Annotated in this window: 24 protein-coding genes; 8 read left to right on the top strand and 16 right to left on the bottom strand. The window is 63.8% G+C overall.

Going from position 1 to position 23,055, the window contains the following annotated elements:
- Nucleotides 1-89: 89 nt before the first annotated feature.
- Nucleotides 90-212 carry a hypothetical protein gene (locus GSQ79_RS30115; protein WP_256379047.1) on the bottom strand — a complete coding sequence of 41 codons (123 nt, stop codon included), beginning with the start codon at nt 210-212 and terminating at the stop codon, nt 90-92.
- A 55-nt stretch (nt 213-267) separates the two neighbouring features.
- Between GSQ79_RS30115 and GSQ79_RS22660 the strand changes: the two genes are divergently transcribed.
- The 3 genes from GSQ79_RS22660 (at nt 268) to GSQ79_RS22650 (ending at nt 2,406) form a co-directional block, all read left to right on the top strand.
- On the top strand, nt 268-1,056 hold the full coding sequence (locus GSQ79_RS22660) for an OmpW family protein (RefSeq protein ID WP_158811034.1): 789 nt from the start codon (nt 268-270) through the stop codon (nt 1,054-1,056).
- 140 nt (nt 1,057-1,196) lie between these two features.
- On the top strand, nt 1,197-1,865 hold the full coding sequence (locus tag GSQ79_RS22655) for an MgtC/SapB family protein (RefSeq protein ID WP_158811033.1): 669 nt from the start codon (nt 1,197-1,199) through the stop codon (nt 1,863-1,865).
- A gap of 82 nt (nt 1,866-1,947) precedes the next feature.
- Nucleotides 1,948-2,406, top strand: a complete 459-nt coding sequence (locus GSQ79_RS22650) for an NUDIX hydrolase (protein ID WP_158811032.1) — start codon at nt 1,948-1,950, stop codon at nt 2,404-2,406.
- A gap of 5 nt (nt 2,407-2,411) precedes the next feature.
- Here GSQ79_RS22650 and GSQ79_RS22645 read toward each other — a convergent pair whose 3' ends face one another.
- From GSQ79_RS22645 to GSQ79_RS22635, 3 genes are read right to left on the bottom strand one after another with little or no spacing between them, the layout of a single operon-like run.
- Entirely contained in the window at nt 2,412-2,858 is a 447-nt protein-coding gene (locus GSQ79_RS22645; RefSeq protein WP_158811031.1) for a TadE/TadG family type IV pilus assembly protein, read from the bottom strand.
- Nucleotides 2,855-3,436 (bottom strand): TadE/TadG family type IV pilus assembly protein, encoded by a 582-nt coding sequence (locus tag GSQ79_RS22640; protein WP_158811030.1) that lies wholly within the window; start codon nt 3,434-3,436, stop codon nt 2,855-2,857. Before GSQ79_RS22640 ends, GSQ79_RS22645 begins: the two co-directional genes overlap by 4 nt.
- Nucleotides 3,433-5,415 (bottom strand): pilus assembly protein TadG-related protein, encoded by a 1,983-nt coding sequence (locus tag GSQ79_RS22635; RefSeq protein ID WP_158811029.1) that lies wholly within the window; start codon nt 5,413-5,415, stop codon nt 3,433-3,435. Before GSQ79_RS22635 ends, GSQ79_RS22640 begins: the two co-directional genes overlap by 4 nt.
- A gap of 489 nt (nt 5,416-5,904) precedes the next feature.
- On the opposite strand from GSQ79_RS22635, the gene GSQ79_RS22630 reads away from it, so the two are divergent.
- The 3 genes from GSQ79_RS22630 to GSQ79_RS22620 all read left to right on the top strand — a co-directional run bounded on the left by GSQ79_RS22630 (nt 5,905) and on the right by GSQ79_RS22620 (nt 9,978).
- Complete coding sequence (locus GSQ79_RS22630; RefSeq protein ID WP_158811028.1) at nt 5,905-8,319, top strand: TonB-dependent receptor; 2,415 nt, start codon at nt 5,905-5,907, stop codon at nt 8,317-8,319.
- Between the two features lie 283 nt (nt 8,320-8,602).
- On the top strand, nt 8,603-8,827 hold the full coding sequence (locus GSQ79_RS22625; RefSeq protein ID WP_158811027.1) for a hypothetical protein: 225 nt from the start codon (nt 8,603-8,605) through the stop codon (nt 8,825-8,827).
- 44 nt (nt 8,828-8,871) lie between these two features.
- Nucleotides 8,872-9,978 carry an alpha/beta fold hydrolase gene (locus GSQ79_RS22620; RefSeq protein WP_158811026.1) on the top strand — a complete coding sequence of 369 codons (1,107 nt, stop codon included), beginning with the start codon at nt 8,872-8,874 and terminating at the stop codon, nt 9,976-9,978.
- 6 nt (nt 9,979-9,984) lie between these two features.
- On the opposite strand, the gene GSQ79_RS22615 is transcribed toward GSQ79_RS22620, so the two are convergent.
- The 9 genes from GSQ79_RS22615 to GSQ79_RS22575 form a co-directional block, all read right to left on the bottom strand.
- Nucleotides 9,985-10,851, bottom strand: coding sequence for a dienelactone hydrolase family protein (locus GSQ79_RS22615; protein WP_158811025.1), 867 nt, complete (start codon nt 10,849-10,851; stop codon nt 9,985-9,987).
- 143 nt (nt 10,852-10,994) lie between these two features.
- Nucleotides 10,995-11,795, bottom strand: a complete 801-nt coding sequence (locus GSQ79_RS22610; RefSeq protein ID WP_158811024.1) for a TonB family protein — start codon at nt 11,793-11,795, stop codon at nt 10,995-10,997.
- Nucleotides 11,792-12,244 (bottom strand): TonB system transport protein ExbD, encoded by a 453-nt coding sequence (gene exbD / locus GSQ79_RS22605; RefSeq protein WP_158811023.1) that lies wholly within the window; start codon nt 12,242-12,244, stop codon nt 11,792-11,794. Before exbD ends, GSQ79_RS22610 begins: the two co-directional genes overlap by 4 nt.
- Before the next feature lie 3 nt (nt 12,245-12,247).
- Complete coding sequence (exbB, locus tag GSQ79_RS22600) at nt 12,248-13,228, bottom strand: tonB-system energizer ExbB (protein ID WP_246725513.1); 981 nt, start codon at nt 13,226-13,228, stop codon at nt 12,248-12,250.
- The gene (locus tag GSQ79_RS22595) at nt 13,225-13,908 is read right to left on the bottom strand and encodes a Fe2+-dependent dioxygenase (RefSeq protein ID WP_158811022.1); all 684 of its coding nucleotides are present in this window, start codon (nt 13,906-13,908) and stop codon (nt 13,225-13,227) included. Before GSQ79_RS22595 ends, exbB begins: the two co-directional genes overlap by 4 nt.
- A 10-nt stretch (nt 13,909-13,918) precedes the next feature.
- Nucleotides 13,919-16,402, bottom strand: a complete 2,484-nt coding sequence (locus GSQ79_RS22590) for a TonB-dependent receptor (protein WP_368669966.1) — start codon at nt 16,400-16,402, stop codon at nt 13,919-13,921.
- 248 nt (nt 16,403-16,650) lie between these two features.
- Nucleotides 16,651-16,890 (bottom strand): hypothetical protein, encoded by a 240-nt coding sequence (locus GSQ79_RS22585; RefSeq protein ID WP_158811020.1) that lies wholly within the window; start codon nt 16,888-16,890, stop codon nt 16,651-16,653.
- A gap of 547 nt (nt 16,891-17,437) precedes the next feature.
- Complete coding sequence (locus GSQ79_RS22580) at nt 17,438-18,004, bottom strand: cytochrome c (RefSeq protein ID WP_158811019.1); 567 nt, start codon at nt 18,002-18,004, stop codon at nt 17,438-17,440.
- Between the two features lie 77 nt (nt 18,005-18,081).
- Nucleotides 18,082-19,359: a sorbosone dehydrogenase family protein gene (locus GSQ79_RS22575; RefSeq protein WP_174243257.1), complete on the bottom strand. Its 1,278-nt coding sequence runs from the start codon at nt 19,357-19,359 to the stop codon at nt 18,082-18,084.
- Between the two features lie 205 nt (nt 19,360-19,564).
- On the opposite strand from GSQ79_RS22575, the gene GSQ79_RS22570 reads away from it, so the two are divergent.
- Together GSQ79_RS22570 and GSQ79_RS22565 are read left to right on the top strand one after the other, a co-directional pair.
- The gene (locus GSQ79_RS22570; protein WP_246725512.1) at nt 19,565-20,125 is read left to right on the top strand and encodes a MarR family winged helix-turn-helix transcriptional regulator; all 561 of its coding nucleotides are present in this window, start codon (nt 19,565-19,567) and stop codon (nt 20,123-20,125) included.
- An 83-nt stretch (nt 20,126-20,208) separates the two neighbouring features.
- Entirely contained in the window at nt 20,209-20,478 is a 270-nt protein-coding gene (locus GSQ79_RS22565; protein WP_158811018.1) for a hypothetical protein, read from the top strand.
- 78 nt (nt 20,479-20,556) lie between these two features.
- Here the strand turns inward: GSQ79_RS22565 and GSQ79_RS22560 are convergent, their stop codons facing one another.
- The 3 genes from GSQ79_RS22560 to GSQ79_RS22550 are packed head-to-tail and all read right to left on the bottom strand — an operon-like array spanning nt 20,557 to nt 23,032.
- Nucleotides 20,557-21,288: an ABC transporter ATP-binding protein gene (locus GSQ79_RS22560; protein WP_158811017.1), complete on the bottom strand. Its 732-nt coding sequence runs from the start codon at nt 21,286-21,288 to the stop codon at nt 20,557-20,559.
- The gene (locus GSQ79_RS22555; RefSeq protein WP_158811016.1) at nt 21,285-22,022 is read right to left on the bottom strand and encodes an ATP-binding cassette domain-containing protein; all 738 of its coding nucleotides are present in this window, start codon (nt 22,020-22,022) and stop codon (nt 21,285-21,287) included. The genes GSQ79_RS22560 and GSQ79_RS22555 overlap by 4 nt, the downstream gene beginning before the upstream one ends.
- Nucleotides 22,019-23,032, bottom strand: coding sequence for a branched-chain amino acid ABC transporter permease (locus GSQ79_RS22550; RefSeq protein ID WP_246725515.1), 1,014 nt, complete (start codon nt 23,030-23,032; stop codon nt 22,019-22,021). Before GSQ79_RS22550 ends, GSQ79_RS22555 begins: the two co-directional genes overlap by 4 nt.
- Between the last annotated feature and the right edge of the window lie 23 nt (nt 23,033-23,055).

Below are 23,055 nucleotides of genomic sequence, written 5' to 3'. Positions count from 1 at the left end.
CTCATCTTTCTCGTCCTTGCGACGACCGCACGTCTCTTAAGACGGGCGGTCATCGCGTCTTTCCTGCAACTCGTGTGAGCCAAGTGACGTCAAGCAACGCCGATCTGCTTTTCTTGGTTGCATTCAACCTGGATGATGGCTGATCTTGAAGCGGCCGAGACGATTTTTGACCACCATTCCTGATTCGGCAGGCTTTTCGTCTTCGCAAGCATTTTAAGAACCAAGGCGCACCGCGCAATTTAAACTTGGTCGAACGGGGGGGAATACATGTCGACCATCACGGCTAAGCTGAAATCGGCCCTATTGGGATTTGGTTGCGCCGTCGGGGCTCTGGCATCCAGCCAGGTTCTGGCAGCCGATCTCCCCTCCCGCGCAATCGCGCCGGTGGCGCCGATCCTCGAACCCGCTTGGCATCCGTTCTTCGTCCGCGCCGGTGTCGCCGGCGTGTTCCCGGACACCGGCATCAACACCACCATCAACGCCGCGCCGTTTCCGCCGATCGGCACCATCCCCGGGTCGTTCTTTCCCGGCAGCGGCCACGTCAGCAACCGACCCGCGGCGGCGTTCGAGGCAGGCTATTATGTGACGCGTCATATCGCGGTCTCGATCGCTGGCGGCTTCCCGCCGACCTTTACGACCACGGGCCAGAACGGCCTTGCCACGCAGGGCGTGCTGTATCGCGTGATGGAAGGCCTGCCGGTCGCCGCGGTGACCTACCACCTCGACAATTTCGGCCCGATCCGCCCCTACGCCGGCGTCGGTGTCGGCTATGCCATCGTCTTCCGCAACGAATCCGCGGCGGTGCTGAACCCGCTTCTGCGCAACAAGGCCGCCTTTGTCCTTGTCGGCGGCATCGATTATGATCTCTCCGAGCATTGGGGGCTATTCGTTGACGTGAAGAAGGCGTTCCTGACCCAGTCGTTCACCGGACGGACGCAGCCGCAGCCCGTCGTCGTCCCGCCGTTCGGCTTCCTCGGCACGGTCCAGCCGACCGTGGCCGCCTCGGTCCGCACGGATCCGGTCATCGTGACCGCCGGCGTCGGCTACCGCTTCTGATCGCGGCAAACGCCTGCCGAAGAGCACTTCGTCCCTTGCGGACGCGGTGTTCTTTTGCTTTTGCCTTGTGACCTGCGACGTCGATCCTTGCGTCGGATCATCGTCGGGTCATATTCAAATTTTGCAGGCAAAAGAGATCGATGCTCAATCATCAGGAGACCATCCTCCGGCTCGTCATCGCCGCCTTCGCCGGCAGCGTCGTGGGCATCGAGCGCGAGCGGCTGCAGTGGGCCGCGGGCCTGCGCACCCACATGCTCGTCTGCGTCGGCAGCTGCCTGGTCATCATCGTCTCGGCCTACGGCTTCGCCGATATCCTCGGCAATCACATCGTCCTCGATCCCTCGCGCATCGCGGCCCAAGTAGTATCCGGCATCGGCTTTCTCGGCGCCGGGACGATTCTGCTGCGCGGCGAAGTGGTCAAAGGACTCACCACCGCGGCCAGCCTCTGGGCCGTGGCCGCGATCGGCCTTGCGGTCGGGAGCGGACTTTATGTCGCAGCGCTGACCACGACGGTCATTGTCCTGGTCATTCTCGCCGGCCTGAAGCCGATCGAGGAGCGGGTCCGCGACAGGGTGCAGAGCCGCTTTCTGGTGGTCACCGCGAAGCGCGGCGCGATGTCGATCGCGGTCCTGCACGACGTGCTCGGGCCCCGGGCCAGCCGAGTCAAGCAATTCGTTCTGCTGCAAGATGTTGCGGAAGAGCTCGACACTATCCACGTTACATTTTCACGGATGCCAAGCGACCTCGTTGAAACCATTGCGACAAAGCTGCGCGCTCTTCCATTTGTGGTGACGGCGGAACTCTCGTAGAGCCGGCCCGTTTGTTGCAAGCTAGGCGACATGACACACGTCACCGCTCATTAGACTTTAGGATTACTTCAAGAAAACAATGATGAAGGACCAAGGATCAAGGCTTGAACAACCTTACCGCGCGCAGGTTGCGGCGCTTCCGTGTCGCCGTGGCGTCAACGGGTTCGAGGTCCTGCTGATCAGTTCGCGCGAAACCCGGCGGTGGATCGTGCCCAAGGGCTGGCCGATGAAGGGCCGCAAGGATCATCAGGCTGCGGCGCAGGAGGCGCTCGAGGAGGCCGGCGTGTCGGGCAAGGTCCACAAGCATCCGATCGGCGCCTACACCTATCAGAAGCGGCTCGAAACCGGCGTCCAGCCCTGCCGTGTCATGGTCTATCTACTCGACGTCGAGAAAGAGCGCATCGCCTGGCAGGAGCGCGATCAGCGCCGCCGCGCGTGGATGTCGCCGGAGGTCGCGGCCGAGCAGATTTCGGAACCGGGCCTCGCCCGTCTGATCCGAGAACTCGGGCAGAAACAGGACGTGGCTAAGGACGTGGCTTAGCCGGGCTAACTTGGCTGCGTCGGGAAGCAGGCCGCCGCGTTCAGTTGCGCGGCCGTACCGAGCGCCGGGATCAGCACCGGGACCACGGTTTGAAACGTATAGTTGATCGTGACCTGGGAAAAACCCGTCACGTTCGCACAGGTGGCCGTCGTGTTGAGGGTGATCGCGGAGGTCGGAAGTGTGATCATCCAGCCTTTCGCGACCGTCTGCACGTAGCTCATGCTCATCGAGGCACTATAGACCCCCCCGGTGCCGCAGGAGGGTTGCACCAGGGCGACGCAGCGCGCGCCGGCGATGGCGGTCGCCTGCAGGCCCTGGCGGATCCACAGGGCCCGGCCGAATTCGGTGATCCCGAAGATGAAGAGCAGCAGCGGGAACGCGATCAGCGCAAATTCGACGGCGGTTGCGCCTCTGACGTCCGTGCCGATAGTTCGCTGTGCGGCGCGGGTCATTGCACCTGCACCACGGTGCTTGCCGAAAGGGCGTTGTTCTTGACGATGCCATAGGAACCGAAGATCGGCCTGTAGGTGCGGGTCGCCGTGATCGTGACGAACTTGCCGGGCACGCTCCCGTTGCCGCATGGCGGCGCAGCCACCGCGGCGCCCCAGACGATGGTCGTGCCGCTGATCGTCGGGCAATAGGTGCTGTCGGCATTCGTGGCGGTGCCGCTGGCCGTCACCGTGGTCGAATTTCCCGTCGCGCTTGGCCCGTTGTTCACCACCACGGTGGCGCTCGCCCAGTTCGTGGCATGGGCGCTCGCGGCAATGCCGACAAGCTGGCTGGCCAGGGCCGCGCCGCCGGTTCCGCTGACGCTGGCGGCGTTCACAAGGGCAAAGTCCGCCGCGGCGGAGACGGCGCCGTTCAATCCGAATTCGGTGAAGAGGACACCGCCGAAGTCGAGCGTGCCGACGAGAATCAGCAGGAAGATCGGCGTGATGAGCGCGAACTCGACCGCGGAAGCGCCGCTCGTGTCCGCGAGATCGCGGCGGCGGAGCCGGTCGCTCCAGCGGCGGAATCCTGTCACGGTCATTGAACCAGCCGCACGGTTTGCGTGCCGCTCCCCGAGCCAATGCAAGTCGATGCCGCCGTTGCGCCACCCGAGATCGACACCTGCGATCCCACGATTTGCAGACATTGTCCCGACACCGAACCGATGCTGGCGCTACCACCGAGCGTGATCGGTCCGTCGGGATAATAAAAAACGCCGGACAAGATCGTGGTGCTGGCATTCGAGGTGAACGTCGCGTTGCTCGTCTTGGCCGCGGGCCCGATAACGACGAGGTTGGCCATCGTCCCCGACGTCGGCGCGGCGAAAGTGACATTGCTATAGCCTGAGGCGAGGCAGAACGACGTGCCGGAACAGGACGATCCCGTCGCGGTGCTGGCACCCGACGTCACGAGCGTGACGCCGGTTCCGGCCACGCCCACCGTGACGCCGTTGCAGCTGACGTCGACGCCGCCGCTGGGGCCGAACGCAATATAGCCGTCAAAGGTGTAGACGCCGGCGCCGAGCGTCACACCGCCTGCGGAGGCAAAGAAGCCGTCGACATCGTGCTGCGCGGCGGCACTTAAGGTCAGACAGCTGGTGGCGCCGATGGCATTGATGTTGCCGTTGAGTTGAAACAGGTTGGAAGCGCCCGTCGCGTCGGCGAACGTGGTCTTCGAGTTGTTGCCCGTATCCAGGGCGTCGCCGTTGCCGGCAGCCCCGACCTGAAAACTGTTGGAGGTTCCACCGCCAAGGGCCAGCGTCGCATTTCCGCCATTGAAGATCCCCGAGGACAACGCGAAGGTGCTCGGGCCGGCGAACGTGGCAGTCCCCGTATTGCAAATGCTGTATGTGCTGCCGTTGCAGGACATCCCGCCGCCGACGTTGAAGGTGCCGGCTTTGAAACTCAGCGTCGCGCTGTTCGAGATGCCCTGCGCGACGTTGTAGGTGCCCGCAGCGAAGGTCAGCGTGCCGGTGTTGGCGATCGATCCGGTGAAATTGTAGGTGCCCGGGCCAAAGGTGATGGTGCCCGCGTTTACGATGGATCCGCTGATGTTGTACGTGGTCGAAGACGCGCCGAGCACGTTGAAAGCGACGGTGACGCCGCTGTCGACGGTGATCGTCCCGAATTTGTAGCTCGGATACCCCGCGCAGGTGACGGTATAATTCCCGAGAATGCCGACGGCGAGGCATCCCCCTGGCAAGGCCGAAAGCAGGGCGCCCAGGCCGAGGATGCTGAAGTTGAAATTCAGCGGGATGCCGGCGCTGATGGAAAGCGGCGTGAACGTGTAGGGCGCAAAGGTCTGCACCGTGCTGACATGGGCCAAGGCTGCAATGACGCCGGCGTTGCTGGCCAGCGGATCGCTCGTTTTCACTTTGCTGATCGAGGCACTGCCGCCGGTGGGCGATGTGATGCCGCTGCAGGCCTGGCTCGGGACCGTGGTGTTGTAGGTGACCGCCTTGGCCTTGATCGTCGTCAAGCAGGGCACGGTGAGCGACGCATTGGACGCAACCGCGCACAGCGGCGCGGTAACGGCCGCCGAGCCTGACAGCGTGACGCCGGTCCCGCCGGCGTTCAGGGCGAGGATGCAAGGAGCCGGCGCAGCCCCCATCTCGGCATACGAGGATGATCGGACCGGAAGCGTCGATCCATAGCCGAGCACCGGCGCGAGAAGCAGCACGTTGGCCTTGGCGATCGACACCGAGACCGCCTGGTTGGCGGCGTTCCGCGGCGATGGGATCAGATTGACCGTCACGTTCGACGCACTGAGGCCGTTCAGCACGGCCACGGCTTGCGCCGCCGCGGTCATCGTCGTCGCCGACCCGCTGGATCCGTAGGCCAGAGCGCCGGCATAGGCGGAGAGATCCGCGACGCGCTGGTACTCCGCCTTGCTCAGAAGCCCGTGGCCGAACTCGACGGCCAAGGCGGCAAACCCGACGAGCACCGGCAGGCCGATCGCCGCGATGACGGTGACGCTTCCCTGATCGCGCCGCCAGAATGCCCTTAAAAAGCGGAATCGCATCAAGATGACCACAACTGCAAGCCGGACGCTTGGCTTTCGGCCCATAGCTCGCACCCAGAACGTTTATAAAATATAAAAATGTATTCAGCGTTTTGCGACCATGACGATTTACGACGAACTGAACGGAATTTGTCTTTGTATTCGATGCTTATACCACAATTTCAGATAACAAAAGCGCGCGCCCTGTGGCGAAGTCTTGGTCTCTATTTTCGCGACCGCCTCACCGGCGGCGCGACGCGAGAAACCTACTATTGTGCCGCTTTCGCCACGGCGCCGTGGAAAGGCGCAACCGGCGGCGGGCGCGATCGACCCCTCTGAGGAGCGAAAGCTTCACGTCCCGTAGATCGGGAAGTTTTCCCCATTGCCCACGCTTTCGATGTAGGTATTCGTGGCAAAATAATGATGTCGCGGGGCGGCGCAGGGCAAGAATCGACGACGGGTAACCGTTGCGGAAGCCGCCCCGGGGATAAAAAACGTCGGGGGACGAGGATGAGGTTTGCACATTGTGTTTCCGTTGCGGCTCTGTCCGCAGCGGGCGCGTTGATCACCGGGCACGCGACGTTCGCGCAGAGCGCCGCCAATCCGGTGGTCATTCCGGACGTCATCGTCTCGACCACGCCTGTTCCCGGTGCCGTCGGCATCGAAGCGAACAAGGTGCCCTCCATTCAAAACAGGGTCTCCTCCGACGATTTCGGCGAGAAGGCCAATTACGCCCCAAGCGTCACCCAGGCGATCACCCAAAAAGTGCCTGCCGCCATCGCCATCAACGTCGACGGCAGCGACCTATCGCCGGATCTCTATTATCGCGGCTTCGACGTTTCACGTGTGTCGGGCACAGCGCAGGGTCTGGCGATCTACCAGAACGGCGTGCGTATCAACGAGGCGTTCGGCGACAGCGTCAACCTCGACCTGATCCCGCCAATCGCCATCGACCACGCCGACATCTACACCAACAATCCGATCTTCGGCCTGAACGCGCTCGGCGGCGCCATCAACTTCACGATGAAGAACGGCTTCAACTTCCACGGCGGCGACGTGACGGTGCTCGGCGGCTCCTACGGCCGGGTCAACGGCTTCATGGAATACGGCAAGGAGTCCGGCAACTACAGCATGTACTTCGCCGCCGACGGGTATCGTGACGGCGGCTACCGCCCCTTCGGCGCGCAGAACGCCGAGCGCGCCTACCTCGATCTCGGCTACCGCTCGCAGGATTCGGAAATCCATGTCATCGGCTCGTACGGACGCTCGCTTCTCGGCGTCCAGGGCACGACACCGACGGTCCTGGTCAACCAGCAATATAATTCGGTGTTCACGACACCACAGACGACCAACAACCAGGCCGGGCTCGCCCAGCTGACCGGCCGCTTCGACATCGCTCCGCACTGGTCGATCGCCAGCAACTTCTACGTCCGCCAGTTCGATCAGTACCATGTCGACGGCAACGACGCCGACGTCGACGATTGCCGCCCGGGCGGACGCGGCACGGCCGTCGTCGCCTGTCTGCCATCGGACGACTCGCCCGGCACTGCGGCGCAGCGCGCTTTCATCAACCACGGGCAGTTCATCCCCTACCTCGGCGATGCCTTCCCCTATGGCTCGACGGCGCGGACGGCGACCCACACGACGAGCTTCGGCACGCAGCAGCAGGTCACCAACACGGATAAGATCTTCGGCCACGAAAACTATTTCGTCCTCGGCGGCAGCGTCGATACCAGCTCGACAAACTTTTCCTCCGCCACGACCCTTGGCCAGTTGAACAGCGCGTTCCAGAACATCGAATCCGGTTTCCCCGGTGCCGGCGTCATCCTCCAGACGGCGGGTCAGCTTGGTTACGCCCCGGTCTACATCCATTCGCAAGCAACCTATTACGGCCTGTTCGCGCTCGATACGTTCAACATTACGAAGCAGTTGGCGCTGACGGCCGGCGCGCGCTTCAACATCGCGAATATTGCGCTGAATGACCTGAGCGGGATGTCCCCGGCCCTCAATACGTCCAACTCCTACAACCGCATCAATCCTGTCGTTGGTCTCACCTACGAGTTCGCGCCGGCCTTCACTGTCTATGGCGGCTATTCCGAAGCCAATCGCGCACCAACCCCGCTCGAAAGCCAGTGCTCTAACCCGGCGCAACCCTGTATCTTGGAAACGGCGCTCGTCTCGGATCCGCCGCTGCAGCAGGTCGTGTCGCACACCTTTGAAGGCGGCGCTCGCGGCCTTTACACGCTACCGAACGAATACGGCAGCCTCTCCTACAAGGCCGGCTACTTCCACACGACGAGCACCAACGACATCGTCAACGAAGCCAGCCCGATCTCCGGCCAGGGCTTCTTCACCAACGTGCCGGAGACGCTGCGCCAGGGCGTCGAATTCGGTTTGATCTACAACAAGGGTCCGTTCAGCTTCTACGGCAACTACGCCTACGTCGATGCGACCTACCAATTTTCCGGCACTTTCGCGTCGCCGAACAATCCGATGGCCGATGGCGACGGCAACATCTTCGTGCGGCCAGGCGACCATATTCCGGGCATTCCGCGCAACATCGGCAAGCTCGGCGTCGAGTACCAGTTCACCCCGCGCTTCAAGGCCGGCGCGGACACCATCCTCGTCGGCAGCCAGTATTACGTCGGCGACGACGCCAACCAGAACCCGCAGTTGCCGTTCTATTACGTCGTCAACGCTCACGCCTCGTACCAGCTGACCGACCATGTGCAGATCTTCGGCCTGGTGAACAACCTGCTGAACCGGCATTACGCCACCTTCGGCACGTTCTACGGAACGGATACGACGGGTGGCAACGTCAATGCCACGCTCGCGGCCAACGCCGCCGCCGACACGCCGGACGCCCGCGCCGTGACCGTGGCGCAGCCGCTGTCGTTCTACGGCGGCATCAAGGTCACGTTCTGAAGCTGACGCTATTCTTGCGGTCCGTCATGGCGAGCGGAGCGAAGCAACCCTGGAGCCGCTGCTTCCGTAAAACAGCGTTTCTCCTGCCCTGGGTTGCTTCGCCTTCGGCTCGCATTGACCTCCCCACACGACCGCGCTTCTCACCGAGCGCGGTCGTTTCGTTTCACACCGCCATATTGCATCGCGAGGGGCGGGGGCAGACGAGTGTCGCACTGGACAAGCTCCGCGCGAAAAGCAAAGTGTTGCGCGCCGCAAACCCGACCTCCTGGACAAGGCGCCTCCCATGGCCTGGCACGTTCGATTTTTCAGCCCCACCCTGAAGCACGACATGATGTCGCCCGAACTGGCGAGCGAGGAGGACGCGTTCGAAGAAGCGTGGCGGCTGGCGCAGGACGGCGAGGATATCACCGCGATCGAAGGGCCAGACGGCGAGATCGCCTCCGCCGACGAGGTGGATCTGTGGTTTCGCGAGCGCGCCGCGAAGATGCCACCGATCGAGCCGGTCTGAGATCTGGCTGCGTTGGGTTGCGGCGATCGAGGAGGATTGGAACCATGCGCTCTTGCCTCGCGGCTCTCGCCTTAGTCGCCCTGACGTCCTGGGCCCAGGCCCAGGAGCCGGGTCTCGAAAGCTTCGAGATCGGCGACCTTCCGCTGGAAAGCGGTACGGTCATCCACGATTTCAACATCGCCTATAGGACCGAGGGCACACTGAACGCAGCCAAGTCGAATGTCGTGCTGATGGTCACCGCGATCGGCGGCAACCATCACCGCATCGACTATCTGATCGGTCCGGGCCGCGGCCTCGACACCGACCACCTGTTCGTCATCAAGACCAATGCGATCGGCAATGGCCTGACCACGTCGCCCAGCACGAGCGTCAGTCAACACGGTCCCGACTTCCCGCATTTCACCATTCGCGACATGGTGGAGAGCCAGTATCGCCTGCTCCGGCATCTCGGGATCGAACACCTCGTCGCCGTCGCCGGCGCCTCCATGGGCGGCATGCAGACGTTGCAGTGGGGAGTGAGCCATCCCGCGATGATGGATGGCCTGATCGCGCTGACGCCGATGGCCCGCACCACCGCCTGGTCGATCGCCGTCAACCACGCGACACGCAATGCGCTGATGCTCGATCCGGCGTTTCAGGGCGGCCATTACACCGCGCAGCCCGAGGCCGGCTGGCGGATGCGCGCCGACATTCTGCAGGTCCTGGCGACGCGGACGCCCGAAGCGATGCGCCAGCAATTCGTCGATCCGATGGATGTCGAGGCCTGGATCACCGCGCAGGAAGACGCGGTCGTGGCATCGCACGCCGACGCCAACGACTGGATCGCCCAGACCTGGGCCTACGACCGCCATAACGTCGGCGACACCAGGATCGACGGCAAACCGATTTTCGACGGCGATCCGATCCGCGCGCTCCACAGCATCAAGGCCAAGGCTCTGATGATGTCAGGCACGCTCGATCTCTACAATCCCGTCGAGAACGGCATCGAAGCCGCCGCCGCCATTCCCGACGGGCGCCACGTCACGATCCCGTCCGTCCAGGGCCACGTCGCGGCCGCGGCCGGCTACAAGCCCGCGGACCTCGCCTTCATCAACGCGACGGTCCGCGGCTTCATGCAGGACGTCACCAAGGGATGGCAGACGACCCGCTGATCGCGCTCACACCAGGGCGCTTTTGTAGAGCGCGCTCAGCTCGCTCCAGGCGCGTTCGGCAGCGGCTTCGTTGTAGACGGCGTTGCCCTTGACGCACCAACCGTGGTTCGCACCTTCATAGACTTGGATCTTGGCGTCGTCCTTCGCGGCGGCGAACGCCGCTTTCAGGGTCTCCTTCGTATTCGGCTCGCGCTTGTCGTCGTTGTCGGCTACCGCGCAAAACGCTTTGGCCTTCATCGCCGGGATAAGGAGATGCGGGCTGTCCGGTTTCGCCGTTACGAGGTTGCCGCCATGGCAGGTCGCCAGGGCGCCGATGCGGTTGGCGACCGCGCCCGCGGTGCGGAAAGCCAGCGGACCGCCCATGCAATAGCCCTGGACGCCGGCCTTGGCTGCCGTCTTCGTCTGCGGCTGGGCATCGAGGAACGCGATGAAGGCCGTCGCGTCTTTGACCGTGCCCTCAGGCGTCAGGGCGGCAGCAAGCGGCATGACCTTGGCGCGGTCCTCCGGCTTGGAAAAATCAAACGAGGCATCGACGATCGGCGCTCGCTTCACGCGATAGAACGGATTGGGCACCAAGACGACATAGCCCTGCGCCGCGAGCCGTCGGCCCATTTGGCGAAACACCGGCCGCAGGCCGAGAATATCCGTCCAGATGAGAACCGCCGGCCAAGGCCCTGTCCCGGCCGGGTGGAAGAGAGCCGCATCGGCCGCGCCATCCGGCGTCGTCACCGCGACGTCGGTCTCGACGACTTCGGCATCGGCGTAAGCCGATCCCGCCGCGAGAGCGACGGTCGCGGCTGCCGTCAGGCCGAAGGTCCGGCGCGTGACGTCAGGATCATGGATAAGCCCTTGATGGATCTCGTCGTCGCACATGTCGTGTCTCCAATGTGCGCAGACCCTAAAGCGCGGGTTTGATCACCGCAATCCTGCGATGCGGCAGACGGCAAGGCGCGACGGCGCGGACGATGTCCGAGCGGGGGAAGAGCCAACCGCCGGCCTCTCGGGCCCGGACACCGCTACTTCTTCTTGTCGCGAAAGATCACCGGCACGGTAAAGCTAAGGCCTTCGTCTGCGATGAGCGGCGGCGGCGGCGGCACGGGATTAGCCAACGCCATCATCGCCAGGGCGGCGCGATCGAAGGCGGGATCGCCCGAACTCTGCGGCACGCTCGACGCCACAACATGTCCGAGGCGGTCGATCGTGAAGGTCACCAGGATCTGCACGGCGCGGCGCGATCCCGTCTGCGGGTATCGCTTGAAGCGGTTGAGATGGGCGACAAGCTCCTTCTGCCACGTTGTGCGGATACGCTGCAGGCTCTCGCCGGAGCCTTGCGCCGGCGCCACCGAGCGCGTCGATTCCTTCGCGGCCTCGAGATTCGGCGGCGCTGCCGCCTCGCTCGCCACGGACTCCGCCGTGGGGTTGGCCTTTGACTCCACCACCGTCGGCGTCTCGTCTTTCGGCGTCTTCTTGGCGTCGGGCGCGACGAGGCGGTCGGGGTCCTCGGTCTCGGTCGGCTGGGCCTTCGGCAGATCGGTCGGCTCGACCTTGGCCGTCTGTTCGACGGAAGCCGACGAGGCCGTGGACGCCTCCGCCGGCGGCCCAGGCGGCAGGTCGCTCTGCTCCTCGTGCGGCGCGGTCAGTTCGAGGCCGATTTCGATCGCAGGGGCGCCGAGCGCATCGTCGACATCGTCGGGCTTCATTTTCGCCAAAGCATAGGCGAAGCCGGCGGCGTGCAGCGCCGCCGCGAAACAGATCGCGACGGCCCAGGCGAGCAGCATGGGCCGGGCGGAGCGGGTCTCGGTGGGGCTTCCCGTCATGGCGCTTTACCGTTGCTGCCCGTGGTGTCCGGGACGCCCTCCAGCGCCACCAGCGCGATCTTGAGGTAGCCGCCGTTGCGCAGCAGCTCGAGCACATCCATCATTTCGCCGTAGGGCACCGCGCGATCGGCGCGCAGGAACAGCCGACGGTCCTTGCTGCCGGACGAATCCAGATCCAGCGTGTGCACGAGATCGACGCGCTTCACCATGGCTTCCCCGATCGCGACGGACAGGTCCGCCTTGATCGTCACATAAGTCGGCTTATCCGGCTTTTTCGTGGGAATGGCAGTGGAGGACGGCAGATCGATCGGCAGATCGACGGTGGAGAGCGGCGCCGCGACCATGAAGATGATGAGCAGCACGAGGATAACGTCGATGAATGGCGTGACGTTGATGTCATGCGTTTCCTCGAAGTCGTCGTCGTCTGTGTCGCCGATCGACGCGCCCATGCCCTACTCCGCCGCCCGCGCCGCAGCGGTGCCGTTGCGGTCCAGTTCGCGCGACAGCAGCCGCGTCACGGCGCCGACCGCCCGGGTGACCAGCAGCTGATAGCTCCGGGTCGAGCGCGAAAAATGGTTGTAGATGATGACGGCGGGAATCGCCGCAACGAGGCCGACGGCGGTGGCGAGCAGCGCCTCGGCGATGCCCGGCGCGACGACGGCGAGGTTCGTCGTCTGCGATTTCGAGATGCCGATAAAACTGTTCATGATGCCCCACACCGTGCCGAACAGCCCGACGAAGGGCGAGGTCGAGCCGATGGTCGCGAGCACGCCCATACCGCGCCGCATGCTCTGCGTCTCGACGCGCACGAGATCGGCGAAGCGCGACTCGCTGCGCTCCTTGACGCCCGCGCGCGTCGCGTTGGCGCCGGAAAGGTCGAGCTCGTGGCTGGCCGCGGCAAGAAGGTCGGAGAGAAAACCATCGTGCTGAATGGCGAGGCCGGCCTCGGCAATCATCCGGGCTTCGCCCATGCGCTTCATCGCCTTGGTCAGGCGCCGCCGCGCCATGGCCAATTCGATCGTCTTGCCGATGAGGATCGTCCAGGTCACGACGGAGGCGAACATCAGGCCGACCATCACCGCCTTGACCACGATATCGGCGGCGAGAAACATCGACCACGGCGACAGTTCGTGCATGCCCGCCGCCGGCCGTGCGGGCGACGCCTCGGTGACGCCAAGCGGTTCGGACGCAGATGCCGGCGCGCTCGCGGCGATTGATGACGCTGCCGCCGAAGGTGGCGACGGTGGGAGTACGGGAATGGGAGCCGTTGGCGACAACGGCTTTGTGGTCGCCTTGGTTTCCACCACCGGCTGCAGCGTCCGACCAGCCGGTGCCGACGGTGTTGCAGGGGTCTGCGCGACGGCCGCGGTCACAAGGCCGATCATCACCGCCAAGGCTAGCCCGGTCCCGCGGCAGAATTGGTTCAGAATCATACGTCGGCCCAATGGCGGATGAGATTGTGATAGACGCCGGTGAGCTTCACCACGTCATCATCGTCACGGCCCAGCCGTTCGACAAGGCCCTGAATGACCGTGTCGACATCGAAGATCAAGCTGCGCGGATGCGCGTCGCGGATCATGCTCTGCAGCCAGAAGAACGAGGCCACGCGCGTGCCCCGCGTCACCGGCGTGACCATGTGCAGGCTGGACGCGGGATAGAGCACCAGCGATCCCGCCGGCAGCTTGACGGTGTGCGACCCATAATAATCCTCGACGATCAGCTCGCCGCCATCATACTCGTCGGGCTCGGACAAGAACAGCGTGACCGACAGATCGGTGCGGATCCGCATGCCGGTGAGGTGGTCACCGCGCACCGCGTTGTCGACGTGAATGCCGAACTTGTGGCCGACGCCGTAGCGGTTGAACAACGGCGGAAAGATTTTGAGCGGCACCGCCGCGGAGACGAACAGCGCATTGCTCGTCAGCGCGGAAATGACGCGCTCGCCGAGCTGGCGCGCGATGGCGCCAGCCGGCGGCAGCTGCTCGTTGTTCTTGACCAGCGCCGATTGCGCGCCGGCGGTCGAACGCCCGTCTTCCCATTCCGCCGCATCCATGATGCCGCGGAACGCCGCGACATCCTGCTTGCTCAACACATCCGGTACGCAAATCAGCATAAAAGTCCGATCAGAATTTTGCCGTGGCGATCAGCGACACGCTGCGCCCCGGCGCGACGGCGATGAACGGTACGCCGCTTTGATAGATCGAGTCGTAGTACGTCCGGTTGAAGATGTTTTGGACGTAGAGTTTCAGCGTCGTGTAGGGCCCGATCTTGGTTTCCGCGAACGTATCGAAGCGCCAATGCGACGGCAGGATCGTCGGACTGGGGGCGACGCCATAGGCCACGCCACCGTTCGCCGCGAGCAGCGACCCGCCCTCGATCTGCGAGGCATAGGACGCCTGCGCGCCGAGTTCGAACCAGCTGGTGAACTCGTATTTCGACAGCAGGTTGAACGACTGGTGCGCGATGTTGGCGAGTTGCAGGCCGACGTTGTGGGGCACGACGGACTTGGTTATGTCGGACTTCATCAGGACGACGCCGCCGATCACGCTCCACTTCTCGGTGATCTTGCCAGCAACCTCGAAATCGAGGCCCTGAACCTTATAGGCGGCGCCGGCCGCGACGCTGCCCACGACGAGACCTGTCGATGCCGGCGTTCCCGTCGGCACCGTTTCACGGGCATTTTCCACGGTCGTCTGGAACGCAGCTGCGGTCGCCAGAAGATGGCGATCAAACAGTTCCCACTTCGTGCCGACCTCGACGGCCTGGCTGCGCTGCGGCCCAAAAATCTGGCCCGCGGGCTGGGTCGGGCTGAGACCGCCGTAGGCGCTCGCATTGGCGTCGAGCTCGTCGCCGATCGGATCGGCGGCCGTCGCGAAGGCGGCGTAGACGCTGCCGATCGGAATCGGCTTGTAGACCAGGCCGACGTTGTAATTCACGAGGTCCGACGTCGCGGAGACGGAGGCCGTGTTGTTCTGCGAGGTGATGTTGTAATTGTCGTAGCGCAGGCCGCCGTTCAGGATCAGCGTGTCGTTCCAGTTCGCGGTATCCATCAGATACACGGACTTGGTGTCGACGTGGTAGATCTGCGGATTGCCGCCGAGCGCGGGCGTTCCGAGGCTCGGAATATAGTTCAACGGATTGACGACCGTCGTGATCGGCGCACCGGGCGACGGCGCGTTGCCGGTCGCGAGTTCCGACGTCAGCCCGGTGTAGGAGTTCAGACTGATACGCTCGCCGGAAAACTCCGTGCCGAACACGACCGTATGTTTGACCGGGCCGGTTTCGAACTTGGCGATCGCTTCCGTCTGATCCGCAAGGACGGCGGAGGTCTCGAAGCGGCTTTGCGCGTTGAGCTGCGTGAAGCCCGTAAAATTCGCCGCCGTGGACGAGAAGGGTGCGGTAAGGCCGGTCGCGCTCGGGTTTTCCGGGATCGTCCCGACGTAGTTGAGGACGGAATAGCCCTGCCGCGCCTTGTTGCTCAGCGTCAGCCAGTCGTTGACCTTATACTCGCCGTTGATCGTACCGATGTTCTGCGTGGTTTTGGTGAAATCGCGGTTGAGGATGCCGTAATAGGTGTTGCGCGGGTTAACGCCTTCGGTGACCGGCCGATGCGTGACCGGATCGTAGGGCACGCCGAAGTCCGGCAGTCCGCTCAGGTAGGTATGGGCGTAGTCCGCGGTCACCGTGAGATTGTCGATGCCTTTGAAAGTCACCGCGCCGGCGATGCCGTTGCGGTTATCGGTCGTAAAGTCGCGGCCGGCAACGCTGGCGTCCTGGAACAGGCCGTTGACGCGCACGTCCCAAATCGGGCTGATCGCCCGATTGACGTCGACGGTGACGCGTTTGGTCTGGTCGCTGCCGAGCGTCGTTTCGATGTTGGTAAAATTGACGTCGCCGGCCTTCTTGGTGACGATGTTGATGGCGCCGCCCGTCGTACCGCGCCCGGCGAAGGACGAGGCCGGCCCGCGCAGGATCTCGACCTGCTCGGTGAAGAAGTTTTCGCGGACGCTGACGCCAGGGTCGCGCACGCCATCGACGAAGATGTCGCCGCGCGCATCGAAGCCGCGGATGAAGAAGCGATCGCCGAACGCGTTGCCGCCCTCCCCGCTGCCGAGCGTCACGCCGGCCGTGGTCCGGCCGATTTCACGCAGCGTCGTCGCCTTCTTGTCCTCGAGAACTTCCTTGGTGAGGACCGTCACCGTCTTCGGCGTGTTGAGCAACGGCTCGGTGAACTTGTTGGATGACAGCCGGTCGGCCTTGTAGGGCGCTGCAGGGTCCGCATAGGGATTGGCGTCCGCGGCGGCGCCCCCCTGAGCGAACGTCGGCAGACCGCTGGGCGCCGCAGCGGGGCCCGAGACAGGGGCGGACTGGGTCCGCGCCTCGCGCGCTTTGCGGCGGATCGCGGTCCGCGCCTTGAGTTGCGCGGTAGACGGTTTGGGCGGCGCGGCACGCGGCCGGGACACCGGCGCGTCGACCGTCACGGCCGGCAAGGATGCCGGCGTCTGCTGCGCTTCGGCAGTGCCGACCGACCCTGCAACGATCGCGCAGGCGGCGGTCAAGGTGCGGGTCGCGTCGAAGTCGCCCCTGCCCGCGGATGCTGAAGACAAAGTCCTAAATCGCAATGACTGCGGAACAATGGCCAAGCTCATTTTAATCGCCCCCGCGAAATGGATGCCGTCGGCGCCATTAACGATTTACGCCCCGACCACTAATCGCCGTCCTCGCATGAACGTGATCAGTGTGTCAAAGAATAAACGACAAAAACCACAATTATAGACTTCTTCTACAATGTAATGATTCTAAGAATGGCGAATCTCAAATTTAGAATTATTACAAACTCATGGCATCGCAGTGTTCACGCGTCCGATGGAGGTTTCATCAAGGAAAACAACTCGTCGATTGTCTCCCGCGCGACTTGACGGGTGCGGGTGGGATCGGACTGGCCGGCGATCCTGATCTGGGAGGCAACAGCGCGTATTTCGTCACGGAACTCGCTCAAAAAGACCAGCGGCTCGGCCGACTGGTTGGCTACCCGCGCGATAAGGCCGGTAATGAGGAGCTGGCACGCGATCATGCGGCCGTTGAGTTCATCCATAACGGGTCCGTTGAGCGAGCGGGAGCATTGGCATTGCTCGCAATTAAACCGCGCGACCTTTGTTCCACTTCACAACGGCCACGATGTCGACACAGATAGACCCGACACTACCTGCATGACAAGCGCAATATCAGGCTCTATATTAGAACTAGACTAATGTGAAGTTGCGAGGCGCGACCGGTTGATCGGCAACAGCCGCACGCGGCGGGCCAATGGTCTGGATCTAATGATGTTTCGATCCTCACGAACAACCCGCCGGCTGCAGGGCGAGATCTGCCTGTGTGCATCGGCGGGAATCTGGCGCCTCATGAGCCCCGTTCAAGCATCGGCCATCACACGGGAGGCATCGACCTTGGATCGTTTCTGTCACCGTTCCCAGAAATAGCAGGCCTGCGCCGCCTGCAGCGTCGCCTTGACACGATCGATGGTCGTGCAGGTGCCAGCGGCGTTCCGGCTGCATGAGACTTGCGATCGCTGAATCGCCATCTGGACGCGAAGCCGACGGCGGGCTGCGCGCTATGCTCGGCGCGCGTCCGCGAAAGCTGTCTTAACGCAGGTTGGCGATGTATTTCGCGAGCACGGGAATATCCGCCGGCTGCACCTCTTGCGCGACTTCGTTCATCGCGGGATCGTAGCCGGCCCGGGCGTTGGACTTGTAGTCCGTCAGCTGCTTGCCGAGATAATCCTCGCGTTGCGCAGCCAGCCGCGGAATCTGCTCCTGACCCGACAGATTTGCGGCGTGGCACGAGCCGCACCGGTATTTTTCGACGAGACCGCGGCCCTGATCCAGGACCGCCGCTTCGAGGACCGGCCCGCTCGCCTTCGGCGGCGCAAGCTTGGCCATGCTGTCGGCGAGGCCGCGCAGATCGTCGTCGCTCAGGCCGTCCGCCATTGCGTTCATCACTTCGGAGACGCGCTGCTTGTCGCGGAACAGAACGAGCTGGACGAGAAGGTAGTCCGCAGGCTGACCGGCAAGCGAGGGGATGCCGGGCGTGTCGGATATGCCTTGCGCGCCATGGCAGGAGAGACAGGTCGGCAGACGCTCCGCGACGGTTTGCGCCATAGCGGGAGCGCTAAGGCCAACCAATGCGAGGCAGATCGCGGCGAAACGCATGGGTTTTCTCTATTCCAAAAAGAGATGAACGCGGTCGGCCGGTGCGGGCCTCGAGGCCACGCACCGGCTTGCAAGGGCTACTTGGCGTAGCTGACGCGGTAGACCGCACCGTTCCAGTCGTCGGAGACGAGCAGCGATCCGTCTTTCATCGGCTGCACATCGACGGGACGGCCGTTGTATTTGTTGTTCTCGAGGAAGCCGGTCATGAACGGCTCCATCGAAGCGAAGGTCCCGTCTTCCTTAAGCTTGACGACGACGATGTCACCGCCGAGCTTCTTCGTCCGATTCCACGAGCCGTGACGGGCGATGAAGATCGCGTTCTTGTAGCTCGCCGGGAACATATCGCCCGTGTAGAAGCGCATGCCGAGCGAGGCGACGTGCGGCCCGAGCAGCGCCGTCGGCTTGGCGAATTCATCGCACGAGCGTCCCCAGCCGAATTCCGGATCCGTAAAATTGCCCTGGTGGCAGAACGGGAAGCCGAAGTTCGGCGGCGTCTTCGAATCCGCGCTCACCCGGTGCAGCGTGTCGTTGGGGATATCCTCCGACACCCAGTCGCGACCGTTGTTGGTGAAGTACAGGTCCTTGGTAATCGGGCTCCAGTCGAAGCCGACGGAGTTGCGCACGCCGGTCGCCACCAGCTCGACGTTCTTGCCGTCGAGGTCCATGCGGCGGATCTGGGCGTGGGTCGACGGCGGCATGGTGATGTTGCCGGGCGAGCCGATCGGCACATAGAGCTTGTTGTCGGGCCCGATGCTGATGAACTTCCAGCCGTGAGCCTCATCCTTCGGCAGATCGTCATAGATCAGCGTCGGCTTCGGCGGATGGTCGAGGTTGGCTTCGATATCGTCGTAGCGCCAGATCTTCGACAGTTCGGCGACGAACAGCGAGCCGTTGTGGAAGGCGACGCCGTTGGGTCGATGCAGGCCGCTGGCGATGACCTTGACGGTCTGGACCCCGTTCTCCGAGGTGATGGCATAGACCTTGTCGAGCACGCGCGAGCCGACGAACAGCGTGCCCTTGTCGCTGAGCCGCATCGAGCGGGCGTTGCCGACGCCGCTGGCGTAGACTTCGACCTTGAAACCGTCCGGCACGTGCAGCTTCGCGAGCGGCAGTTTCGCGAGCGGGGTCGGCAGCACCGGTCCGGCGACGGGTGCGAGCTTGGCGGCTTCGGCCGTCTGCGGCTGGCCGAACAGGGTGGACTGGCGGTCCGTGGTCGGCGGCTTCGGCGCAGGGGCCGCGGGAGCTGCCGGGGCATCGGCGGCCGGAGCGGCGGGGCTCTGGGCAAAGGCGACACCGGCGGTCAGCAGGGCGCTCAAGGCTACGGCAACATTCAAGCTTCGCATCAGCCGTTTCATCGACGGTTCTCTCCCCAAAAAGCCACGCTTACGCAGAGCTTTGCCCGCGCGCGCCAGCTGTACAACGGCGGCCGTGGATTGCAACGGCGCGAGGTGGCGTGCGGCAACAAAGCTTGGTGAAGGTGCAGGTAGACACGCCAGCCTCCGACGCATTCGGGATGCAGACATGCCGATTGCGCGCACCCTAACTATTTAGGGTTGCATATTGGCTGAAGTAATCCTTGCGACTCCTAAAATTTCACATATGTTAAGTTTTCAAGTAATGGAGGATACTCCAATGTCCCTCAATAGTAGTATATGCAACAATGCTGCGACGAAACGTGCCTCGCGACGTCTTGGCCATTTCTATGATGATGTTTTGGCCCCTAGCGGACTGCGCGCAACGCAGCACGCGCTGATGGAGCAGATTGCGCGATTGGGCGCGCCCTCGATGACGGATCTGGCAAGCGCCCTCGTCCTCGACCGGTCCGCCCTCTCGCATACGCTGCGCCCCCTCGAGCGTGATGCGCTGGTAGCGCTTCATCCGGCCAAGAACGACCGGCGTATCAAACTGGTGGCGCTGACGGAAACGGGCCGCGAAAAGCTCGACGTCTGCAACAAGCTGTGGCAGCGCGCCCAGGCACAGTTCGAAGCTACGTTCGGCATCGAGGAAGCGGCCGCGCTCCGCAAGACCATGGATCTTCTGGCCTCGCCCGATTTCCGACTCCGCAAAACCAAACGGCTGGAAATGGACGAGCGAAAAGTGGTTTCCGGAAACCATTTATAAAGAAAGCAATTTTCTTTATGTGAAAAGCATTGCAACTCCGGGTCGGATGATCGATTGTGCCCAAGCTAATTTTGGGACCATCAATGCCGACTTTTGCCGTATGGCCGCTCGACGCGGCCGACACCGATAGCTTCTGGGTCTATGCAATCGACGATTGGGACGCACGCGCCCAGGTCTCGACGACTCTTGGAATCGATGCGCATAACGAAGCGCGCTACGCCTGCGACGAGGACAATCGATTCCGGCCGCCGTTGAACGTCATCGTCCATAGCGGCGGGGAGCTGACCGGCGTGGCCGAACCCGCGCCGTCGAGTCTTGGATGCGACGACGTCTGCAACTCGGTGTTCGGTTAGGCACCGCTCCTGACAGGCCGAAAATGCCGGGCCTGGAAACCCTGACAGGTGCTGACAAGATCGTGTCGGCAGGCCTCCTCAATCCATACCGACGAATTCGTCGATCATCGTGCGGTCGCGGGCAACCTCCGGCGCCACCTCCTGGGTGATCACGCCCTTCTTCAAGATCAGCACCCGCTTCGACAGCGAGGCGATGAAATTGAGGTTCTGCTCGACGAGCAGCACCGTTAGGCCCCGCTCGCGGCCGATGGCCTGCAGCACTTCGATGATCTCTTCGATGATCGAGGGCTGGATCCCTTCCGTCGGCTCGTCCAGTAGCAATATTTTGGGCGCGCCGCAGAGACAGCGGGCAAGTGCCAGCAGTTGCTGTTCTCCGCCTGACAGCGCCCCGCCCGGCCGGTCGAGATAGGCCTTCAGCCGCGGAAAAATGGTGAGAATTTCGGCGATCGTCGCCTGCTCGTTCGCCTTGTTCAGCAGGCAGCCCATGCGCAGGTTTTCGAACACGCTGAGACCCGGGAAGATCTCGCGGCCCTGCGGCACGAAACCCATCCCGAGTTTGGCCCGCGCGGTCGACGAGACGGTGGTGATGTCGCGGCCCGCGAACGAAACCGTTCCTGCGGTGGCCGGCAGATAGCCCATGAGCGCGCGCAGCAGGGTGGTTTTGCCCATGCCGTTGTGGCCGAGGATGCCGACGAAGTCGCCAGCGGTGACGCTCAGCGAGACGCCGCCCAGAATGGGAATGCGGCCGTAGCCGGCGTGCAGCCCCTCGACGCTGAGCAGCGGCGCGCCATCGGAAAGAGCCGCGCTCATGCCGCCTGCTTTCCGAGATAGACGTCGCGCACCCGCTCGTCGGCGAGCACCTTGCCCACGTCGTCCTCCATCAGGATCCTGCCCTGGTTGAACACGGTGACGGTCTTGGCGATCAGCCGGATGAACGGCATGTCGTGCTCCACCACGATCAGGGCATGGGTGCGGTTGATCTCCTTGATCAAGGCCGCGGTGCGCTGCACCTCCTCGTGGGTCATGCCGGCGGCGGGCTCGTCGAGCAGGATCAGCTCCGGCTCCTGCGCCAGCACGGTCGCGATCTCCACCCATTGCCGCTGGCCGTGGGCGAGTTGCCCGACGACGAGGTCGGCGATGTCGGTGAGGCGCAGCCGCGTCAGCATTTCGTCGACGATGGCGTTGGCGCGCGCCACCGACTTCCGCCGCGCCGCGCCCAGAAACACGTTTTCGCGCACGGAGAGGCCATTGAAGACGTTCGGCACCTGCGTCTTGATGCCGACGCCGAGCCTGGCGATCTGGTGCGGGTTGAACCCGGTGATGTCGCTGTCGCGGAAGCGGATCGTGCCTTCGCTCGGCGTGAGCTGGCCGGTGAGGATCTTGAAGAAGGTGCTCTTGCCGGCGCCGTTCGGGCCGATCAGGCAGCGCAGCTCGCGCTCGCCGAGCACGAAATCGACGGCCGCCACGGCGGTCACACCACCAAAGCGCATCGTGACGTTGCGAGCCTCGAGCAGCGGGCGCGGGGCGTAGGCGGGCGCGGTCATGGCTGATCCTCCGCCAAGGCGGGTTTGGTGGAGGCGGCGGCCCGGCGCGCCTTGCCGCGGCTCGGCAGGCCGACCGCGCGGGCCAACAGGCTGCGCACCACCGGCACCACGCCTTGCGGGATCAGCAGCACGAAGACAACCAGGATCAGGCCGAGCCCGAGGTTGGGATCGACCACGGTCTGCGTGCCCGCGGTGTTGATCAGCCATTGTATGATGACCGCCCCAAGCATCGGCCCGAGCAGGGTGCCGAGACCGCCGACCAGCACGAAAATGATGACCTGCGCCGACATCGTCAGGCCGAACACGGTGGGACTGATGAAGCCGCCCCAGTTGGCGAACAGGCAGCCGGCGAGCCCGGCGATGCCCGCCGAGATCATGAAGGCGAGGAGCTTGTACAGACGGGGATCGTAGCCGATGAGCTGCGCCCGGGTCTCGTTCTCGCGGATTGCCACGATGACCCGGCCGAAGCGGCTGGCGAGCAGCGCCCGGAGGATAACGTAGACGAGGATGACGCTCGCCATAGCGGCGTACCACACGCCGGTCTGGTCCAGCGGGTCGGAAGACCCCGGCAGGTTGAGCGGCGGGATCGAGGGCATGCCGTTGAAGCCGCCGAGTTCGGCGCTGCCGATATGGTACTGGCTGCCCGACGTCGTGTTGAACAGCTGGAACAGGATCACCGACACGGTCAGCGTGATCACGCCGATATAGGCGTCGCTGATGCGGCCGTAGAACATGAAATAGCCGAGCAGTCCGGCGAACACCATCGGGACGGCGATGGCGAGCATCACCGGTACGGTGCTGTCGCCCATGTTGATCACCGCAACCGCATAGGCGTAGCCGCCGAGCCCGAGAAACGCCGCCTGGCCGAACGACATGATGCCGGCATAGCCCCAGACGAAGCCCTGGCTCAGCCCGAACACCGCCATCGCGGCGAACACGGTGAGCTGCACCAGTCCATAAGTGTCGAGGATCTGCGGCGCGCCCAGCATAATCGCGACGCCGCAAACCACCACGGCGATGAAACCGTAAAAAC

It is taken from the genome of Beijerinckia sp. L45 (genome assembly GCF_009765775.1).
In the GTDB taxonomy this organism is placed as follows: domain Bacteria; phylum Pseudomonadota; class Alphaproteobacteria; order Rhizobiales; family Beijerinckiaceae; genus RH-AL1.
This window is presented reverse-complemented; position numbering and strand designations above follow the sequence as displayed.

Coding starts and splice junctions, on each gene's coding strand:
- GSQ79_RS30115 (WP_256379047.1), bottom strand. CDS start 212: ATGCTTGCGAAGACGAAAAGCCTGCCGAATCAGGAATGGTGGTCAAAA.
- GSQ79_RS22660 (WP_158811034.1), top strand. CDS start 268: ATGTCGACCATCACGGCTAAGCTGAAATCGGCCCTATTGGGATTTGGT.
- GSQ79_RS22655 (WP_158811033.1), top strand. CDS start 1,197: ATGCTCAATCATCAGGAGACCATCCTCCGGCTCGTCATCGCCGCCTTC.
- GSQ79_RS22650 (WP_158811032.1), top strand. CDS start 1,948: ATGAAGGACCAAGGATCAAGGCTTGAACAACCTTACCGCGCGCAGGTT.
- GSQ79_RS22645 (WP_158811031.1), bottom strand. CDS start 2,858: ATGACCCGCGCCGCACAGCGAACTATCGGCACGGACGTCAGAGGCGCA.
- GSQ79_RS22640 (WP_158811030.1), bottom strand. CDS start 3,436: ATGACCGTGACAGGATTCCGCCGCTGGAGCGACCGGCTCCGCCGCCGC.
- GSQ79_RS22635 (WP_158811029.1), bottom strand. CDS start 5,415: ATGCGATTCCGCTTTTTAAGGGCATTCTGGCGGCGCGATCAGGGAAGC.
- GSQ79_RS22630 (WP_158811028.1), top strand. CDS start 5,905: ATGAGGTTTGCACATTGTGTTTCCGTTGCGGCTCTGTCCGCAGCGGGC.
- GSQ79_RS22625 (WP_158811027.1), top strand. CDS start 8,603: ATGGCCTGGCACGTTCGATTTTTCAGCCCCACCCTGAAGCACGACATG.
- GSQ79_RS22620 (WP_158811026.1), top strand. CDS start 8,872: ATGCGCTCTTGCCTCGCGGCTCTCGCCTTAGTCGCCCTGACGTCCTGG.
- GSQ79_RS22615 (WP_158811025.1), bottom strand. CDS start 10,851: ATGTGCGACGACGAGATCCATCAAGGGCTTATCCATGATCCTGACGTC.
- GSQ79_RS22610 (WP_158811024.1), bottom strand. CDS start 11,795: ATGACGGGAAGCCCCACCGAGACCCGCTCCGCCCGGCCCATGCTGCTC.
- exbD (WP_158811023.1), bottom strand. CDS start 12,244: ATGGGCGCGTCGATCGGCGACACAGACGACGACGACTTCGAGGAAACG.
- exbB (WP_246725513.1), bottom strand. CDS start 13,228: ATGATTCTGAACCAATTCTGCCGCGGGACCGGGCTAGCCTTGGCGGTG.
- GSQ79_RS22595 (WP_158811022.1), bottom strand. CDS start 13,908: ATGCTGATTTGCGTACCGGATGTGTTGAGCAAGCAGGATGTCGCGGCG.
- GSQ79_RS22585 (WP_158811020.1), bottom strand. CDS start 16,890: ATGGATGAACTCAACGGCCGCATGATCGCGTGCCAGCTCCTCATTACC.
- GSQ79_RS22580 (WP_158811019.1), bottom strand. CDS start 18,004: ATGCGTTTCGCCGCGATCTGCCTCGCATTGGTTGGCCTTAGCGCTCCC.
- GSQ79_RS22575 (WP_174243257.1), bottom strand. CDS start 19,359: ATGAAACGGCTGATGCGAAGCTTGAATGTTGCCGTAGCCTTGAGCGCC.
- GSQ79_RS22565 (WP_158811018.1), top strand. CDS start 20,209: ATGCCGACTTTTGCCGTATGGCCGCTCGACGCGGCCGACACCGATAGC.
- GSQ79_RS22560 (WP_158811017.1), bottom strand. CDS start 21,288: ATGAGCGCGGCTCTTTCCGATGGCGCGCCGCTGCTCAGCGTCGAGGGG.
- GSQ79_RS22555 (WP_158811016.1), bottom strand. CDS start 22,022: ATGACCGCGCCCGCCTACGCCCCGCGCCCGCTGCTCGAGGCTCGCAAC.